We start from the raw sequence: 17132 nt of genomic DNA, 5'->3' as shown, positions 1-17132 counted from the left end.
GCAGGACGGCCGGCTGGTTTTCACCAGCCGGCCGCCCTGTTTTTTCTTCTAATCAGCGTGCCGCGCCCGCCAGTTCGTCCTGCCGGACCGGCTTCTCGGCTTTGCGGGCTTCGAGGTCATCCAGCGACTTGCCGCGGGTGTCGGGGGACAGAAGCGTGGCCGCCGTGGAGACGAGGCAGATGCCCAGCGTGGTGAGGCCGATGGTGAGCGGGATGTTGGCGGAGCCGGGAGGGGCGATCGCGGTGAAGATGCTCGGGAAGAAGGACGCGAGCATCAGCCCGATGTTCTGGGATACGGCGAATCCGGTGACGCGGATCCGCATGGGGAACTGCTCCTGGAAGAACGTGGCGAAGGTGGCGTTCCACATCTGGAAGAAGATGCCCTGCACGATCACGACGCAGGCGAACACCAGCGGCAGGCTGCCCTGCTCGATCGCCCACAGGTATCCGGGTACCAGCAGGCCGCCGACGATGCCGCCCGTTGCCATGAGCGTGCGCCGGCCGATCCTGTCGGACAATGCACCAAACAGCGGGATGGTGGCGACAGCCGCAATGTTGGCAACGAGGGTCACCCAGAGAAACTCGCTGCTGGAAAAGCCGTTGCCGTAGCCCTCCTGCGTCGCGTAGGAGACGCCGAAGACCAGGGTGGCCATGCCGATGACGTTGGTGAAGGTCATGAGGATGCACCGGACCACCGCGCCCGGGCGGGTGCGGAGGAGCTCAACGAGCGGGAAACGCTGCTTGGCCTCGGTGGTTCCCTTGGCCGCGTAGGCGGGGGGCTCCTGCACACGGCGGCGGATGATGTAGCCGGCCAGGATCACGACGGCGCTGAGCAGGAACGGGACGCGCCAGCCCCAGGCGCTGAACTGGTCGGCCGGGAGCAGCGCCGCGAGCGGCAGCAGGACGGCAGTGGCCAGGATGGAGCCCACCTGGGTGCCCTGGAGAGTGAAGCTGGCGAAGAAGCCGCGCCTGGCGTCGGGGGAGTGCTCAACGACCATGGCGCTGGCGCCGCCCAGCTCGCCCGCGACGGCGAAGCCCTGGATGAGGCGGAGGAGCACCAGGAGAACCGGGGCCAGGAGGCCCACCTGTCCGTAGGTGGGCAGGAGGCCGACGGTGAAGGTTGCGAAGCCCATGAGGAGCATTGCAAAGACAAGTACCTGCTTGCGGCCGTGCCGGTCACCGTAGGCGCCCAGGACCACTGCGCCGACGGGACGGGAGACATAGCCGACGGCGTACGTGGCCAGGGAGGCGATGATGCCGACAGTCTTGTTCTCGGCCGGGAAGAAGATGGTGGGGAAGATGAGCGTCGCGGCCAGCGAGTACAGCGCAAAGTCGTAGTACTCAAGCGCGCTGCCGATCCAGCCGCTCATCGCGGCTTTCTTGGGGTCCCTCTTGCCGGCGCTGGCTTCAGGGGCTGGGGACACTGCCCCGGGGGTGGTGCTCATGTGGTGATCCTTCGTCGTCATTGGCAAGGAGCCGGAACCTCGGTTCCGCACGGTCTATGACCTTGGTCGTCCTGCAGAGGCTCGGGAAAGCCCTTTCCCTTGAATCGTTTCATCCAGTTTAGGAGGTGACGGTGGTTACGTCAATGCGGGACGTGCACCACACTGGTCCAGCTTTTGCGGCCGGGGCTTGACCTGCGGCCCAACTCGCGGGCGAGGGTGCACTAAAACTGGGCCAACATGGCAAAGGCAGCCACACTTGGCGCAGCTAAAGGCTTTATGGGCAGGTCCTCGTCAAGGTCCGATCGCGTCCATTCTCCACCGCACTTGGTCCATCCCAGGCCGCCGGTTGCGCGAAAAGCTCTCGATGAGTTAGCGATAAATCAGTTCTGCACGCCACCGCTGCTGGTCATGAGGAGCCCGGCTATTGCTTTATTTTCCTTGTTTTTATACGGGCTGGTCCGCTACCTGGGGCTCTCGGGCAACTTTCGCAAACCCCTTGATAGTGCGCTAACTCAGCCTGAAGGTAGCTCACATGGCCCCGGAGGTGGGGCGACCTCGAACACAAGGAAGTGTTGTTCATGCAGAGAACTACAACTGGAATCCGCCGAAACAACAGACTTGGCAAAGCAACTCTGTGCGCGTCCGTGCTGACGGTCGCCATGTTTGGGCTGGCTGGATGCAAGGGCGGCGCCGCCGCTGACAACGCGGAGGAGAAGGCAAGCGGAAAAGGGCTTGTCATCGGCTGGAGCCAGCGCGGCATCAGCGGCAGCGACTGGTGGAAGACCCTCGTTGAGGGCGGTCAGGCCGAAGCGGGCAAGATCGGGGCGCGCCTCGAGTTGCTCGACGCCAATGGTGATACCGTCCGGCAGAACGCGGATGTGCAGACTCTCATCACAAAGGGCGTGGACGTCGTGGTCATGAACCCGAACGACCCACTTGGCGTCGGGCCCTCGGTCCAGGCGCTGAAGGATGCGGGCATTCCCGTCGTCACCGTCAACTCAAGCCTGGACAAGTCATTGGTCCCGGACATGTTCTGCTACGTCGCTGAGGACCAGGAGCACACCGGCTCACTCGCCGGCGAAACCGCAGCGCAGAAGGCGCTCGAGAAGTTTGGTGTCCAGGGCGAGATCAAGCTCGTCGGAATCGGCGGCTTCCCGGGAGACGTTCTGAGTGACCTCCGCTTCAACGGTTTCATGGCGGGGTGGAACCGCGTTATGGACAAACACCCGGGAGTCACCACCGTAAAGCTCGATACGAAGTACGGGGAATGGAAGCCCGATAAGGCGCTCGCCCCGATCCGGGATGTGGCCACCGCCAACCCGGACCTCAAGGTTATCTACAGCATGAGCGACGTCATGCATGGCGGCATTGTCCAGGGCCTGCAGCAGGCCGGACTCTGGGGTGACGGGATCATCATGGCCAGCTACGACGGCGGCATGGGGGCAATCAAGGAAATGGTGGACGACCCGAAGGGTCCGCTGCAGGCTGATGCGTCCAACCAGCCGTGGGACCAGGGAGCCGCCGCAGTGCGGATGGCACTTGCCGCCTACAACGGCGATCAGGCCCAGTGCCCGGACAAGACGAACTACATCGAGACGACGGTGATCACGCCCGCCGAGGCGCCGGAGTACTACGTCCCAACGGACACCTACGTCCGCGCAAAAAACTGAGCTCCCTGGCCGGCCCTGCCCGTGGCCGGCCGTTCCACCCAGAGCCCTATATAAGGAGCATGATGCTCGCCCATAACCCGGTCTCGCCTTCCTCCGCAGCGGCGGAGGCAGTGCGAGACAACCACGACGGCGCTCCGGAGCTGCAGCTCGACAGCGTCACCAAGTCCTATCCTGGCGTCCAGGCGCTTAAGGGAGTCAGCTTCAGCGTCTCCCGCGGATCCATTCACGCACTTGCCGGGCAGAACGGCGCCGGCAAGTCGACGCTCGTAAAAATCCTCTCCGGAGCGGAATCCCCGGACGGCGGGACCATCCGCCTCGGCGGCGAGCTTCAGCGTTTCCGTGACCCCATGGACGCACAGCGCGCCGGGATCCACACCATCTACCAGGAACTCTCGCTCGTGCCGTCCCTCTCGGTAGCCGAGAACATCTTCCTCGGCCAGTTGCCCAGGAGAGCGGGGGCCTCGGTCGACTGGCAGCGTATGCAGGCCGAAGCCCGGACCGCGCTCGACCGGGTAGGGTTCGATCTCGATGTCCGCCGCCCCGTAGCAAGCTACTCCACAGCGGAACAACAAGCCGTGGAGTTGGCCAAGGCCCTGCACAAGGACGCACGGGTCCTGCTCCTGGATGAACCCACCTCCACGTTGCCCCTGCCCGATGTTGAGCGGCTGTTCACCGTCCTCCGCTCTCTGTCCGAACAAGGCGTGACGCTGTTATACATTTCGCACCGCATGGACGAGCTGTTTTCGCTCTGCGACGCCGTGACAGTGCTGCGCGATGGCGTAAACGCCGCGGATCTGAAGACAGCAAACTCCAGGCCCGCCGACGTCGTCACGGCAATGGTCGGGAAGAGCCTTGAAGGGTCCATTGCTGAAGCTGCCCTCCGTGGGGAACGCTCGCCCAGCCTCGGCGCCGGAGCAAAGGAGAGCATCATCCTCTCCGCCCGCGACCTCTCCGAGCAGGGGTACGTGGACAAGGTGTCGTTCGAGCTGCGTGAAGGCGAGGTACTCGGCATCTCGGGGCTCATCGGCAGCGGCCAGTCAGAGCTGGCTGGCCTGATCGCGGGTGCGCGGAGGCGGACTTCCGGTGAAATCCGCGTCGATGGAAAAGCGGTGGACTTCCGCGCCCCCCGTGACGCGATCCACCGCGGGATCGGACTGCTGCCGCAGGACCGCAAGGCAGCGGGCTTCATCCCGGACATGGGCGTCGCCGGCAACATCACGCTGGCCAGCCTGCCCCAATTCAGCCGGCTGAGCGTGATCCAGTCACGGCGGGAACGTGCTGTGGCCGGGGATATGGTGGCCCGGCTCGGCATGAAGGTATCCGGAGTGCATCAGCCCCTCAAGACACTGAGCGGGGGAACCCAGCAGAAAGCCATCCTGGCCCGTTGGCTTGTCCGCCAGTCACGCATCCTCGTGTGCGACGAACCAACCCGTGGCGTGGACGTTGGGGCGAAGGAAGACATGTACGAGCTCATCCGCGAGTTCGCGCAGGCCGGAGGAACCGTCGTCGTCGCGAGCTCAGAGATCACGGAGGCGATGATGTGCGACCGCGTCCTCGTGATGGCGCGCGGCCAGGTCGTCGCCGAACTCGACCATGACGAGATCGACCCGTCCGGCAACGCCATCCTTGAGCGCTTCGCCTGACGGCCCCGTCAAACAGTTTCTATTCAGGAGAACTACCATGTCCCGGACCTTGTCGTCCCTGCCACCAACGAGTGGCACCCCTTCCCCGTCCCCATCGCCATCAGCCGGCATCGGCTCCCGCCTGCGGGGCAGCGCCCTCCGCGCCCTGCCAAAGAGCTACCTGATCCTTGTGCTCCTCGCGATCATCGCGGTGGGCTACTACGTCTCCGACGACTTCCTGACGTTCCGCAATGCTGAAAACGTGATCACTGCCGCCTCGATCGTCGTCGTGCTGGCGATCGGCCAATACTTCGTCATCCTGACCGGCGGCATCGACCTCTCCGTAGGCTCGATCCTGGCGATGTCCACGGTACTTACGGCACTGACCCTGCAGTCCGGGATGCCCGCCGGCGCGTCCGTCGTGTTCGTGCTTGCCTGCTGCGCTGCCGCCGGACTGATCAACGGCATCCTCGTCGTTTGGTTGAACATCCCTCCGTTCATTGCGACGCTCGCCATGATGAGCGCCGTCAAGGGCTTCAGCTACATCATCCAGTCAACAAGCCTGATCGAGATCAAGGACCAGTGGATCATTGAGGCCTTCTCCCGCGGAAGCTTCCTCGGTATTCGCAACCCCGTCCTGATCTTCATCATTGTGGCCGTGATCGCGGCGCTCGTGGCCAAGTACAGCACATTCGGCCGCTCGCTTTACGCGATTGGCGGCAATCCTGAAGCCTCGCGGCTTTCGGGCCTGCCTGTGGCGCGGAACCTGATCATCACCTACACAATCTCCGGCGTGCTCGCCGGCCTGGCAGGCCTGGTCGCCGCCGCCCAGCTGCGGCAGGGAAGCTCACTCATCGGCGTAGGTTACGAACTCGACGCCATCGCAGCCGTCGTCGTGGGCGGTGCCTCCCTCATGGGCGGCAAGGGCGATCCGCTGAACGCTGTGATCGGGGTGTTCATCCTGACCACCATCATCAACATCATGAACCTCGTCGGGATCTCCTCCGAGCCGCAGCTGGTCATCAAGGGCGCCGTGATCATCCTCGCCGTCTTCCTCTCCAGCGCGGGCGGCGTCCAGAGGATCTCCGGCTTCTTCGCCAAACATTTCCGGCGCACCCAGCCCGCATAACCACTGACTCATCGTCAACCCATTCAGCTTCAGAAAGCAGGAATCATGTCCACTCGCCCCTTCGGACGCACCGGCCTGACCGTCTCCGATATCTGTGTCGGCACCAGTGCGCTCGGCAGCTTTCCCGCCCAGTATGGTTACGAGGTCGATGAAGACACCGCCGTCGCCACGATCCACCGCGTCTTCGACGGGCCCTTCACGTTCATTGACACGTCGAATGAGTACGGCGGCGGTGCAAGTGAAGAGCGGATTGGCCGGGCCATCGCCGAGCGTGGTGGCATCCCCGAGGGATACGTCGTCGCCACGAAGGTCGATCCGCTTCCCGGCAGCACCGACTTCTCCGGGGACCGCGTGCGCCGGTCCGTCGAGGAGAGCCTCGAGCGCCTCGGGCTCGATAAACTCCAGCTCGTCTACCTGCATGACCCCGAGAAGATCTCCTTCGAAGAGGGGGTGGCCAAGGGAGGCCCGCTGGAAGCCCTCATCGATCTCCGGGACCAGGGTGTCATCCAGCACTTGGGCGTCGCCGGGGGCCCGATCGATCTGGAGCTGCAGTACCTCGCGACGGATGCGTTCGACGCCGTCATCAGCCACAACCGCTACACCCTCGTCGAACAGACCGCCGAGCCGCTCCTGGAGGACGCGGCCCGCCGCGGAGTCGCCTTCGTCAACGCCGCCCCGTTCGGCGGCGGGATGCTCGTCAAGGGGCCGAGGGCCGTCCCGCGGTACTGCTACGCGCCGGTGGACCAGGCGACAATCGACCGGGTCCTGCGCATGGAAGAACTGTGCGGCCAGCACGGCGTCCCGCTCGCCGCAGCTGCCCTGCAATTCTCGGTCCGTGATGACCGGGTGGCGTCCACCATCGTTGGGATGTCCCAGCCGAGCCGGGTCGAGGAAACCGTCCGACTGCTCAACCATGACATCCCCGAGGAACTGTGGGACCAGCTCCTGCCTCTTGCACGCGAGGGCCGGAACGGCATTGAAGCCGTGACTGTCTGACTGCCGGGGCGAGTCGCAGGAATTACGAAAGGAAACGAAGCAATGACCAGGAAGAAGCAGCCTGAGCCGGTAGATGTCGTCATCGTTGGTGCAGGCGCCGGCGGAGCCACCGCGGCAAAGGTGCTGTCGGAGGCCGGCCTGAAGGTAGTGGGCCTCGAGCGTGGGCCCTGGCTGAAGCCCGAGCACGCCTCGGGCGACGAACTCAAGTTCCTCAACCGGAACTTCATCTGGCAGGACCCGAAGACCAAACCGCGGACCTACCGCCCGAACGACAAGGTAGAGGCGGAAATCACCAACTTTTCCGCCACGCCGCAGGTCGTCGGCGGAGGCACCACCCACTGGGGTGGCATGGTTCCGCGCATGGCCGAGAGCGATTTCAAGCTGCGCAGCCTGCACGGCGATGTTCCGGGCGCAAGCCTGGTCGACTGGCCCATCTCCTATGACGAACTGGAGCCGTACTACACACGCGTTGAATGGGAGTTCGGCACGTCCGGTCTTGCCGGAGCGAACAAGTGGGAAGCGTGGCGCAGCCGCGGCTACCCCACCAAACCATCACCGCTGAGCCAGATTGGACGGACCTTCGCCACCGCGATGTCCAAGCTGGGTCATGGCACGTTCCCCATGCCGCAGGGCATGGTCACCGAACCCTACCGGGGGCGCCAGCCGTTCAGTGAGAACGGCTTCTGGCAGCAGTACCCGGACCCGGGAAGCGGCAAGTCATCCACGCTGATCAGTTTCATCCCGGACGCCATTGCGACCGGGCGCTACGACCTCCGCTCCGACTGCTATGTCAGCGAGATTCTCGTCGGCAAGGACGGCCGCGCCACCGGTGTCCGCTACCAGGACGAGGACGGCGACGAATTCGTCCAGCACGCGAAAGCGGTGATCGTCTGTGGCGGCGGCATCGAAACCCCGCGCCTGCTGCTCATGTCGAAGTCAGGGCTCTTCCCGGACGGCCTCGGCAACGGCAGCGGCATGGTGGGCAAGAACGCGACCTTCCATCAGTACTCATTCTCGGTGGGTTTGTTCGACCGTGAGGTCAGCGACCCGTTGTATGGGTGGGCGGGCCATTACATGAGCCTGTGTTCGTTCGACTTCTACGAGACGGACGAGAGCCGCGGCCACATCCTGGGGTCACTGATCTTCCCGTCCATGATCGGCCACCCGGTGAACTGGAGCTTCCCCGGCCGGCCTACCTGGGGCCAGGCAGCCAAGGACGCCGACCGCGAGTTTTTCAACCACAGCATGAAGATCGGTGTCCTCCTGCACGACCTGCCGGTGGAGGACAACCGCGTGGACCTTGACCCGAATGTCAAAGACGCATGGGGCCTGCCGGTAGCCCGGATTACGCACACTCCCCACTCCAACGACTTTGCCCAGGAACGCTGGCAGGTTGCCAAGAACGGGGAGATCCTCGAGGCTGCCGGGGCGAAGAAGGTCATTCCGGTCAACATGGAACGGATCACCGGCAACACCTCGCATGAACTGGGCACCGCCCGGATGGGCAATGATGCGGCGACGTCCGTCGTCGACCGCTGGTGCCGCTCGCACGAAGTACCCAACCTGTACGTTTTCGACGCGAGCTTCTTCCCCACGGCGACCGGTATCAACCCGGCCCTGACGATCATGGCGAATGCCTGGCGGTGCTCTGACCGCATCCTCCAAGTGGACCGCCATGGCTGGTCCGAAAACTGATTCGCACTTCACACAGGACACGAAAGGACAGATGTCATATGGGACAGGCTGAATGGGCTACGGTACCCATCTCAACGCGCGACGTCGACGGGCCGGTCTTCTTCACCGAGCACGAGTGGAACACCATCGAAGCGGCGTCGGCCCGGATTATCCCCACCGACCACCACCCGGGTGCACGTGAGGCCAGAGTGGTGCGCTTCATTGACCGGATGCTTGCGGGAACGCAGTTCATCTTCCCGGCTGCGGACGGCAACGGGTTCCTCCGGATGGAGGGCCGCGACGAGGCCGCATGGCAGGAGCGCATCAAGCAGCGCCGGGAGTTTTACCGCGAGGGCGTCGTGGAGTTGGACCGGTTGGCGAAAGAGCGTGCCGACGTCGAGTTCCTCGAACTGACGGAAGAAGACCAGGACGCAGTGCTTGAGACGCTGTCGGGTGCGGCGAAGCCACATGCTTTCTCGCTGGAGCACTCCGAGGTTGGCCTTGGGGGTGCGCCGGCAGGAAACCAGCCGGTCAACGAGGACTTCCTGGAGTTCTTCCCGCTGCTGGTGCTCAACACCCGGCAGGGGTTTTACGGCGACCCGGTGTACGGCGGGAACGAGAACCGCGTCGGTTGGGGTGTCATCGGCTTCGACGGGCCCCCGTCGCTGGCTTCAACCATGGACGGCAGCTACACCACCCGCAAGTACATGGTGGAGGGGGCCGAATGGCCGTACGACCAGCATCCCGAAGTCCTGCGGTACCGGCGTCCGTGACAGCTGGCGCGCCGACTGACGGCGCGTTCCGGGGCTCCTCGAGGGTAGCCGGGGATAATGGAGTGGTGTCCACGTCTCCCGCGCCTTCAGAAGCCCGCAACACCAATGGGCGCGGGGAGCGGCTGGCCTCCAGGTCAAAGGCTCCCCGGATGTCCGACGTTGCGCGGCTCGCCGGGGTGTCCCAGCAGACGGTGTCACGGGTTGTCAGGGGAGCGACCAATGTGGATCCGGACATACGCCAACGCGTCGAGCACGCAATAGCGCAACTCCGGTACCGCCGGAATCCCGCAGCCGCCGCGCTCGCCAGCAACCGGACCATGACGATCGGTGTTGTCAGCTTCGAACTGTCGGTCCTGGGCCCAACGGTGGCCCTGTACGGTATTTCGGAGGAAGCCCGGCAACATGGCTACGCGACGCGTTTAGTCACGCTGGCCAGTCTCGAACGGCGGGATATCCGGGCTGCCTTCGAGTCCATCAATTCGGACACGGTAGACGGCATCATCGTGCTCGCGCCCCTGTTGGATGCGATCACGGTGCTCGAGGACCTCGACATCGGTGTCCCCGTGGTGACCTTCCAGCAAGGATCGCACCCAAGCCCCACAAGCGTTTCCGTTGACGAAGTGCGGGGCGCCCGGATGGTGGTGCGCCACTTGCTGGACCTCGGGCACGAAACAGTGTGGCACGTCCAAGGCCCGCCCGGATGGATGGCAACATCCGCCCGGGTCCAGGGATGGGCGGCGGAACTGGGGGCGGCTGGACGCTTCGTTCCAGCGCCGCTCGCAACGACCGATTGGTCCGCCGCGGAGGGATACCGCGCGGGACGTGAACTCGCCGCCAGGAAGGACGTCACGGCGGTCTTTGCCGCCAACGACCCCTTCGCGCTCGGAGTAATCAAGGCCATGGACGACGCCGGACGCAACGTACCGGGGGACGTCAGCGTGGTGGGGTTCGACGACGTCAAGGAAGCACCTTTCTTTCGGCCGGCACTGACGACCGTAAAGCTTGATTTCGAAGCCATCGGCCACATCGCCGTTGGCCGCATCCTCGCCATGATCAAAGAGGAAGCGGAGGGGGACATCCCCCTGCTTGAACCGCATCTGATACTCCGCGATACCACAGCGTCGCCGCGTAGCCGGCGCTGATACCGGGCGCGCCTGCCCACCCATACCAGGGGCTGAACTCCCGGCCCCGGGACCCCAAGGGCTCCTGGCCCGTTTCTGAAAATCAATGACCTTCAGGTCTTGCAATTCCCTACCTAACCGGAATACCGTGAGTTAGCGCTAACTCAGGTACTCAAAGAAGAGAAAAGAGAGAAAAACAATGGTCGATCCATTTGTCGTCGTTGCGGTCTCGCCGCGGACAATCAATGTGAAGAATCCCGGTGACGGCGTAGCCAACGTCAAGCGCATCAACGAATTCATCGACACGGCTGTCATGGTCGGCCGCTGGGAGGGTTCTCCGGTCAAGCTGGTTGTCCTGCCGGAAATGGCAATCCAGGGCATGATCGCCAACACGCCTGGTAACCGCGAAAAGGAGCGCCACTTTGCCGTGACGATCCCTGGTCCTGAGACGGACGAGCTGGCGAAGAAGGCCGTGGAGCTCAATACCTACATCGCTGCTGAGCTGTACATGGTGAAGGATGAGGATTTCCCGGACCGCCACTTCAATGTCGCCTTTATCATCGATCCGCAGGGCGAAATTATCTACAAGCGTTACAAGGCCACCAGTGATGCCTACGAGGGCGGCATGCTTGGCAACATGAACCCGCACGACGTGTGGGACGAGTGGATTGAAAAGAAGGGCAATGGCAATGCAATGGACGCCATTTTCCCTGTCGCGAAGACCGAGATCGGCAACATCGGGTACGCCATCTGCCACGAGGGTGTCTACCCCGAGGTGCCGCGTGGGCTGGCGATGAACGGCGCCGAAATCATTATCCGGGGCACCCTGATCGAGCCGGCCGTGCAGAACGGCATGTGGGAACTGCAGAACCGGGCGCACGCCATGTTCAACTCGGCGTATGTTGTCGCGCCGAACCTGGGGCCGGAAGTCCGTGAGGACGGGAGCATGCAGGACCTGTTTGGCGGTCAGTCCATGATCGTCGGTCCGCGGGGCCAGATCCTGACAAAGCAGCAGGGCTGGACGTCGGGTGACTCGTTCGTCTGCACCACGATCGACATCGAGGCGCTGCGCCGGGCCCGTGTCTCGAACGGCCTGTACAACCAGTTCAAGGACGTGCGTACAGAGCAGTATCGGGTTATCTACGACACCCCGATCTACCCGAAGAACCAGTACCTCGATGCCCCTCCCGGTGAGGACTGGCTGGCCCGGGAAGACTCAACCCGTGCTGCCAACATCGAGAAACTCATCGAGCGCGGAGTACTGACACCTCCGTCGGGCTACAAGGCCTAGATGGGGTGATTGGCCGGGGTGCGCTCTTCGCGCACCCCGGCCAATTCATGTCCTGGAATTGGTGAAGGAGGCTTGGGCATCCAAATACGCCCTGCGTGAACCGTCCCAACTTCCCGCCCCGGGCACGGCTTCACGCCCAGCCAGCAGTCGTAAACTGACCCTCGCACCACGTTTGTGGACAGTCCGTCAGCCGGGAGCCGCCCATGCTCTGGAAACTGCTTATTGAATACCTGCGGCCGCACCGCAAGCTGCTGGCCGCCGTCGTGGTTTTCCAGCTGGCGCAGTCCATCGCGTCGCTGTACCTGCCCACCCTGAACGCGGACATCATCGACGACGGCGTGGCCACCGGGGACACCGGCGTCATCCTCCGGCTCGGTGCACTGATGCTCGGCATCACGCTGCTGCAGATCGCCTGCGCCATCATCGCCGTCTACTTCGCCGCGAAGGCCGCCATGGGCGTGGGCCGGGACCTCCGGAACGCCATCTTCACCAGGGTGGGGGAGTTCTCCGAGCAGGAGGTCACCAGGTTTGGCGCGCCCAGCCTCATCACACGGTCCACCAACGACGTTCAGCAGGTCCAGCAGCTGGTCCTGATGTCCGCCACCATGCTGGTCACCGCCCCCATGCTCAGCATCGGCGGCGTGATCATGGCCATCCGGCAGGACGTGCAGCTGTCTTGGCTGATCGCCGTCGCCGTCCCGGTGCTGCTCATCGCCGTCGGCCTGATCACCGCCCGGATGGTGCCGCTGTTCCGCAAGATGCAGAAGCGGATCGACACCGTGAACCGGGTCCTCCGCGAGCAGCTCACCGGCATCCGCGTGGTCCGCGCCTTCGTCCGCGAGGACATCGAGACCGCGCGCTTCGCCTCCGCCAACGAGGACGTCACGGACACCGCCCTGCGCGCCGGCCGGCTCATGGCGCTCGCATTCCCCGTGGTGATGCTGGTCCTGAACGTCTCCAGCGTGGCCGTGATCTGGTTCGGCGCGTTCCGCATCCAGGACGGCTCCATGCAGGTGGGCACGCTGATCGCCTTCCTCAGCTACCTGCTGCAGATCCTGATGTCCGTCATGATGGCCACGTTCATGGCCGTGATGATCCCGCGCGCGGCCGTCTCCGGCGACCGGATCGGCGAGGTGCTGCGGACCGAATCCAGCGTCCGCCCGCCGCAGCGCCCCGTCACCACAAGAGTCCGCAACGGCGAGCTGGAAATGCGCGACGTCGGATTCGCCTACCCGGGTGCCGACCAGCCGGTCCTCACCGGCATCAGCTTCACCGCCAAGGCAGGGCAGACGACCGCGATCATCGGCAGCACCGGCTCCGGCAAGACCACCCTGGTGAACCTCATGCCCCGGCTGTTCGACGCCACCACCGGCTCGGTGCGGATCGACGGCGTGGACGTCCGCGAGCTGCACCCGGACCTGCTCTGGGGGCACATCGGCCTGGTCCCGCAGCGGCCCTACCTGTTCAGCGGCACCGTCCGCAGCAACCTGCTCTACGGCAAACCGGACGCCACCGAGGACGAGCTCTGGACCGCCCTGGAAATCGCCCAGGCCAAGGAGTTTGTGGAGCGGATGGACGAGGGGCTGGACGCGCCCATCAGCCAGGGCGGCACCAATGTCTCCGGCGGGCAGCGGCAGCGGCTGGCCATTGCCCGGGCCCTGGTGAAGCGGCCCGAGCTGTACATCTTCGACGATTCCTTCTCGTCGCTGGACACCGGCACCGATGCCCGGCTCCGGCAGGCCCTCAAGCGCAGCACCGCCGGCGCCACGCTGGTGATCATCGCGCAGCGCGTGTCCAGCATCGTGGACGCGGACCAGATTTTAGTGCTCGACGACGGCAGGATCGTGGGGCGCGGAACGCACAGTGAGCTGCTGGAGACGTCCGAAACCTACCGCGAGATCGTGTCCTCCCAGCTGGCGGCGGAGGAGACGGTATGAGCCGCCAGACCTCTCCCGGACCCGGCACCAAAGCCGCGCCCGCCTCCGCACCAGGAGGCACCGCCGTCGTACGCATCCCGCGTCCGGCAGGCGGCCCGGGGCGCGGCGGACCGTTCGCGGGGATGAACGTCCCGGCGGAGAAGGCGATGAACTTCTGGCCGTCCGCCAAGCGGCTGCTGGGGAAGCTGCGGCCGGAGCGGGCGTGGCTGCTGATGGTGTTCGTGACGGCGGTGGCCGGGGTGGCGCTGTCCGTGATCGGGCCGCGGCTGCTGGGGGAGGGCACCAACCTGATCTTCGCCGGCGTCGTTTCCCGCGAGCTGCCGGCCGGGGCGAGCAAGGAGCAGGTGATCGCGCAGCTGCGCGCCTCCGGGGAGGGGCAGCGCGCGGACATGCTCAGCGCCATGAACCTGGTGCCGGGGCAGGGGATCGACTTCGCTGCGCTGGGGAGCGTGCTGACCTGGGCGCTGGTGCTGTATGTGCTGTCGTCGGCGTTCATGTGGGTTCAGGCGTATGTGCTGAACGGGGTGGTGCAGCGGACGGTGTTCGGGCTGCGCGGGGAGATCGAGGCGAAGATCCACCGGCTGCCGCTGCGGTACTTCGACTCGATCCAGCGCGGCGAGCTGCTCAGCCGGGTCACGAACGACGTGGACAACATTTCGCAGAGCCTGCAGCAGACCATCAGCCAGGCGGTCACGTCCGTGCTGACGGTGCTGGGCGTGCTGGTGATGATGGTGATCCTTTCGCCCACGCTGGCGCTGATTGCGCTGGTGACCATTCCGCTGACGCTGGGGATTACGGCGCTGATCGCCAAGCGCTCGCAGAAACTGTTCGTGGCGCAGTGGAAGCACACGGGGGAGCTGAACGGGCAGATCGAGGAGACGTACACCGGGCATGCTCTGGTGAAGGTGTTCGGCCGGCAGCAGGAGGTGGGGGAGCGGTTCCGGCAGAAGAATGCGGAGCTGTATGACGCCAGTTTCGGGGCGCAGTTCATTTCCGGGCTGATCATGCCGGCCATGACGTTCATCGGGAACCTGGTGTACGTGGGGATCGCCGTGGTGGGCGGCCTGCAGGTGGCGTCCGGGGCGATGCAGCTGGGCGACGTGCAGGCGTTCATCCAGTACTCCCGGCAGTTCACCATGCCGCTGGCGCAGCTGGGGTCCATGGCGAACGTGCTGCAGTCCGTGGTGGCCTCGGCGGAGCGGGTGTTCGAGCTGCTGGATGAAGAGGAGGAATCTGCGGAGCCTGCTGCTTCTGTTGGGCCGGTGTTCGGGCGGGGGCGGCTGGTTTTCGAGGACGTGTCCTTCTCGTATTCGACGGACAAGCCGCTGATTTCTTCTCTTTCTCTGGTTGCGGAGCCGGGGCAGACCGTGGCGATTGTGGGGCCCACCGGGGCCGGCAAGACCACGCTGGTGAACCTGATGATGCGGTTCTACGAGCTGGATGCGGGGCGGATAACGCTCGACGGCGTGGACGTCACCTCGGTGCCGCGGCGCGAGCTGCGCTCGCGGATGGGGATGGTGCTGCAGGATACGTGGCTGTTCGGCGGGACCATCCGGGACAACATCGCGTACGGGCGGCCTTCGGCTACCGAGGACGAGATTCTCGAAGCGGCCCGGGCGACGTACGTGGACCGGTTTGTGCGGTCACTGCCCGAGGGGTACGACACGGTGCTGGAGGACGAGGGCGGCAACGTGTCCGCGGGGGAGAAGCAGCTCCTGACCATTGCGCGGGCGTTCCTGGCCCGGCCTTCAGTGCTGATCCTGGATGAGGCGACGTCTTCGGTGGATACCCGGACGGAGGTGCTGGTGCAAAAGGCGATGAGTGCCCTGCGGTCCGACCGGACTTCTTTTGTGATCGCCCACCGCCTGTCCACGATCCGCGACGCCGACCTCATTCTGGTGATGGAGGCCGGCCAAATCGTGGAGCAGGGCACGCACGCCACACTGCTCGCTGCGGGCGGGGCGTATGCCCGGCTGTACGAGGCACAGTTCGCGGCTCCTGTGGCGGAGGTTTGACCGGCGGGGGTACCGCCCGGTGGGCGGCACCCCCGCGGTGGCATCGACGCCAGGATGTCATGCGCTTTCCGGAACCGGCGTCTAGCGCAGCCTCTTGAAGGCGCGGCCGATTCCGTCCAGGAGGCGGTCGGCGTCGTTGCTGGAGAAGGGCATTGGCGGCCGGAGTTTCAGGACGTTTCCTTGGGCTCCGCAGGCGGAGATGAGGATCCGGTCTTCGCGGAGGGCGTTCACGATGCCGGCGGCGGCGTCGCCGTCGGGTGTGAGCGAGGACCGGTCGGTGACGAGGTCAACGCCGATGAAGAAGCCGCTGCCGCGGACTTCCGCGACCTGGTCCAAGTCCTGGGCGAGGTCCTCCAGTCCGGTGATGATCTGCTCGCCCACCTTCAAGGCGTTGTCGATCAGGGATTCCTCGCGGATCACGTCCAGGACGGCCTGGGCGGCTGCGACGGCCACCGAGTTGCCGCCGAATGTGTTGAAGTAGCGGATGTTCCTGCCGAACTCCACGAGCAGTTCCGGTTTGAAGATGGCTGCAGCAACGGGGATGCCGTTACCCATGGGTTTGCCGATGGTGACGATGTCCGGGACGATTCCGTGGCGCTGGAAGCCCCACCATTCCTGGCCGGTCCGGCCGAAGCCTGGCTGCACTTCATCGGCGATGTACAGGCCGCCGGCGGCGTGAACCTCTTCGATGATCGGCCGGAGGAAGCCCGCCGGGCCGGCGAAGACGCCGTCGGAGGAGAAGATGCTGTCGGCGATGAAGGCCGCCAGCCCGATGCCGTGCCGGTGGAGGTCAGCGATGGCTGCACGGACCTGGTTCCGGAGGTGGTCCTCGAGGGAACGTTGATCCGACGAGTAGCGCAGGGCGTCCGGGGCGTCGATGACGCGCACGTTCGCGCCAAGGGGCACGCCGATACCCAGGGACGGCGAGAAGGAGGCGACCTCCGCCGTCAGGCCGTGGTACGCGCCGGAGGTGACGATGATGCCCTGGTTTCCGGTGGCGTACTTTGCCACGCGCATGGCGAGGTCGTTGGCCTCGGACCCGGTGCAGGTGAACATGACATGGCCAAGCTCGGCGGGAAACGTGGACAGGAGGTCCTCGGAGTAATCAAGGATGGATTCCTGGACGTAACGGGTGTTCGTGTTCAGCGTCTGCATCTGTTCGTGGACAGCGGCGATGACCTTAGGGTGGCAGTGGCCCACCGAGGGGACGTTGTTGTAGACGTCCAGGTACTCATTTCCGTCCCGGTCGAATAGTTTGACGCCCTCGCCCCGGAGAACTTCCAGGGGTGTGTCGTAGAAGAGCCGGTACCCGGGCCCGAGGCTCTGGTCCCGGCGTCGAATGTTCTTCTGGATCTCGTCCGGGAGCTCATCGATGCGGGTGGGGTCAAAGCCGTTGACCATGGCCTTGGAAGGCTTGCGGATGCTCTGGATTGTATTGCTCATCATTTCTCCTTGACGGC

At 64.8% G+C, this 17132-nt stretch carries 12 protein-coding genes; 10 read left to right on the top strand and 2 right to left on the bottom strand.

Features of this window, described 5'->3' with window-relative positions:
* Positions 1-52: 52 nt before the first annotated feature.
* Positions 53-1444 carry an MFS transporter gene (locus ACJJV6_RS05440; protein ID WP_407710099.1) on the bottom strand — a complete coding sequence of 464 codons (1392 nt, stop codon included), beginning with the start codon at positions 1442-1444 and terminating at the stop codon, positions 53-55.
* 578 nt (positions 1445-2022) lie between these two features.
* Here ACJJV6_RS05440 and ACJJV6_RS05435 point away from each other — a divergent pair.
* The 10 genes from ACJJV6_RS05435 (at position 2023) to ACJJV6_RS05390 (ending at position 15672) form a co-directional block, all read left to right on the top strand.
* A complete protein-coding gene (locus ACJJV6_RS05435) occupies positions 2023-3114 on the top strand; it encodes a sugar ABC transporter substrate-binding protein (protein ID WP_407710098.1) in 1092 nt (363 codons plus the stop codon).
* 59 nt (positions 3115-3173) lie between these two features.
* Positions 3174-4757, top strand: coding sequence for a sugar ABC transporter ATP-binding protein (locus ACJJV6_RS05430; RefSeq protein WP_354175632.1), 1584 nt, complete (start codon positions 3174-3176; stop codon positions 4755-4757).
* A gap of 37 nt (positions 4758-4794) precedes the next feature.
* On the top strand, positions 4795-5865 hold the full coding sequence (locus ACJJV6_RS05425; RefSeq protein WP_035751928.1) for an ABC transporter permease: 1071 nt from the start codon (positions 4795-4797) through the stop codon (positions 5863-5865).
* Between the two features lie 45 nt (positions 5866-5910).
* On the top strand, positions 5911-6861 hold the full coding sequence (locus tag ACJJV6_RS05420; RefSeq protein ID WP_009356751.1) for an aldo/keto reductase: 951 nt from the start codon (positions 5911-5913) through the stop codon (positions 6859-6861).
* A 42-nt stretch (positions 6862-6903) separates the two neighbouring features.
* The gene (locus ACJJV6_RS05415) at positions 6904-8556 is read left to right on the top strand and encodes a GMC family oxidoreductase (protein WP_009356752.1); all 1653 of its coding nucleotides are present in this window, start codon (positions 6904-6906) and stop codon (positions 8554-8556) included.
* 38 nt (positions 8557-8594) lie between these two features.
* Positions 8595-9308, top strand: a complete 714-nt coding sequence (locus ACJJV6_RS05410) for a gluconate 2-dehydrogenase subunit 3 family protein (protein WP_009356753.1) — start codon at positions 8595-8597, stop codon at positions 9306-9308.
* 149 nt (positions 9309-9457) lie between these two features.
* On the top strand, positions 9458-10450 hold the full coding sequence (locus ACJJV6_RS05405) for a LacI family DNA-binding transcriptional regulator (protein ID WP_009356754.1): 993 nt from the start codon (positions 9458-9460) through the stop codon (positions 10448-10450).
* Between the two features lie 178 nt (positions 10451-10628).
* On the top strand, positions 10629-11720 hold the full coding sequence (locus ACJJV6_RS05400) for a nitrilase-related carbon-nitrogen hydrolase (RefSeq protein ID WP_009356755.1): 1092 nt from the start codon (positions 10629-10631) through the stop codon (positions 11718-11720).
* A gap of 203 nt (positions 11721-11923) precedes the next feature.
* Positions 11924-13657 (top strand): ABC transporter ATP-binding protein, encoded by a 1734-nt coding sequence (locus ACJJV6_RS05395; RefSeq protein ID WP_009356756.1) that lies wholly within the window; start codon positions 11924-11926, stop codon positions 13655-13657.
* Positions 13654-15672, top strand: a complete 2019-nt coding sequence (locus tag ACJJV6_RS05390; RefSeq protein ID WP_009356757.1) for an ABC transporter ATP-binding protein — start codon at positions 13654-13656, stop codon at positions 15670-15672. Before ACJJV6_RS05395 ends, ACJJV6_RS05390 begins: the two co-directional genes overlap by 4 nt.
* Positions 15673-15753: 81 nt before the next feature.
* Here the strand turns inward: ACJJV6_RS05390 and ACJJV6_RS05385 are convergent, their stop codons facing one another.
* Entirely contained in the window at positions 15754-17115 is a 1362-nt protein-coding gene (locus tag ACJJV6_RS05385; RefSeq protein ID WP_009356758.1) for an aspartate aminotransferase family protein, read from the bottom strand.
* Positions 17116-17132 lie beyond the last annotated feature (17 nt).

It is taken from the genome of Arthrobacter nitrophenolicus (assembly GCF_045833485.1).
In the GTDB taxonomy this organism is placed as follows: domain Bacteria; phylum Actinomycetota; class Actinomycetes; order Actinomycetales; family Micrococcaceae; genus Arthrobacter; species Arthrobacter nitrophenolicus.
Note: the sequence above shows the minus strand (reverse complement) of the source record. Positions and strands in the feature narration are given on the sequence as shown.

Coding starts and splice junctions, on each gene's coding strand:
- ACJJV6_RS05440 (WP_407710099.1), bottom strand. CDS start 1,444: ATGAGCACCACCCCCGGGGCAGTGTCCCCAGCCCCTGAAGCCAGCGCC.
- ACJJV6_RS05385 (WP_009356758.1), bottom strand. CDS start 17,115: ATGAGCAATACAATCCAGAGCATCCGCAAGCCTTCCAAGGCCATGGTC.
- ACJJV6_RS05405 (WP_009356754.1), top strand. CDS start 9,458: ATGTCCGACGTTGCGCGGCTCGCCGGGGTGTCCCAGCAGACGGTGTCA.
- ACJJV6_RS05410 (WP_009356753.1), top strand. CDS start 8,595: ATGGGACAGGCTGAATGGGCTACGGTACCCATCTCAACGCGCGACGTC.
- ACJJV6_RS05435 (WP_407710098.1), top strand. CDS start 2,023: ATGCAGAGAACTACAACTGGAATCCGCCGAAACAACAGACTTGGCAAA.
- ACJJV6_RS05420 (WP_009356751.1), top strand. CDS start 5,911: ATGTCCACTCGCCCCTTCGGACGCACCGGCCTGACCGTCTCCGATATC.
- ACJJV6_RS05415 (WP_009356752.1), top strand. CDS start 6,904: ATGACCAGGAAGAAGCAGCCTGAGCCGGTAGATGTCGTCATCGTTGGT.
- ACJJV6_RS05395 (WP_009356756.1), top strand. CDS start 11,924: ATGCTCTGGAAACTGCTTATTGAATACCTGCGGCCGCACCGCAAGCTG.
- ACJJV6_RS05400 (WP_009356755.1), top strand. CDS start 10,629: ATGGTCGATCCATTTGTCGTCGTTGCGGTCTCGCCGCGGACAATCAAT.
- ACJJV6_RS05425 (WP_035751928.1), top strand. CDS start 4,795: ATGTCCCGGACCTTGTCGTCCCTGCCACCAACGAGTGGCACCCCTTCC.
- ACJJV6_RS05390 (WP_009356757.1), top strand. CDS start 13,654: ATGAGCCGCCAGACCTCTCCCGGACCCGGCACCAAAGCCGCGCCCGCC.
- ACJJV6_RS05430 (WP_354175632.1), top strand. CDS start 3,174: ATGATGCTCGCCCATAACCCGGTCTCGCCTTCCTCCGCAGCGGCGGAG.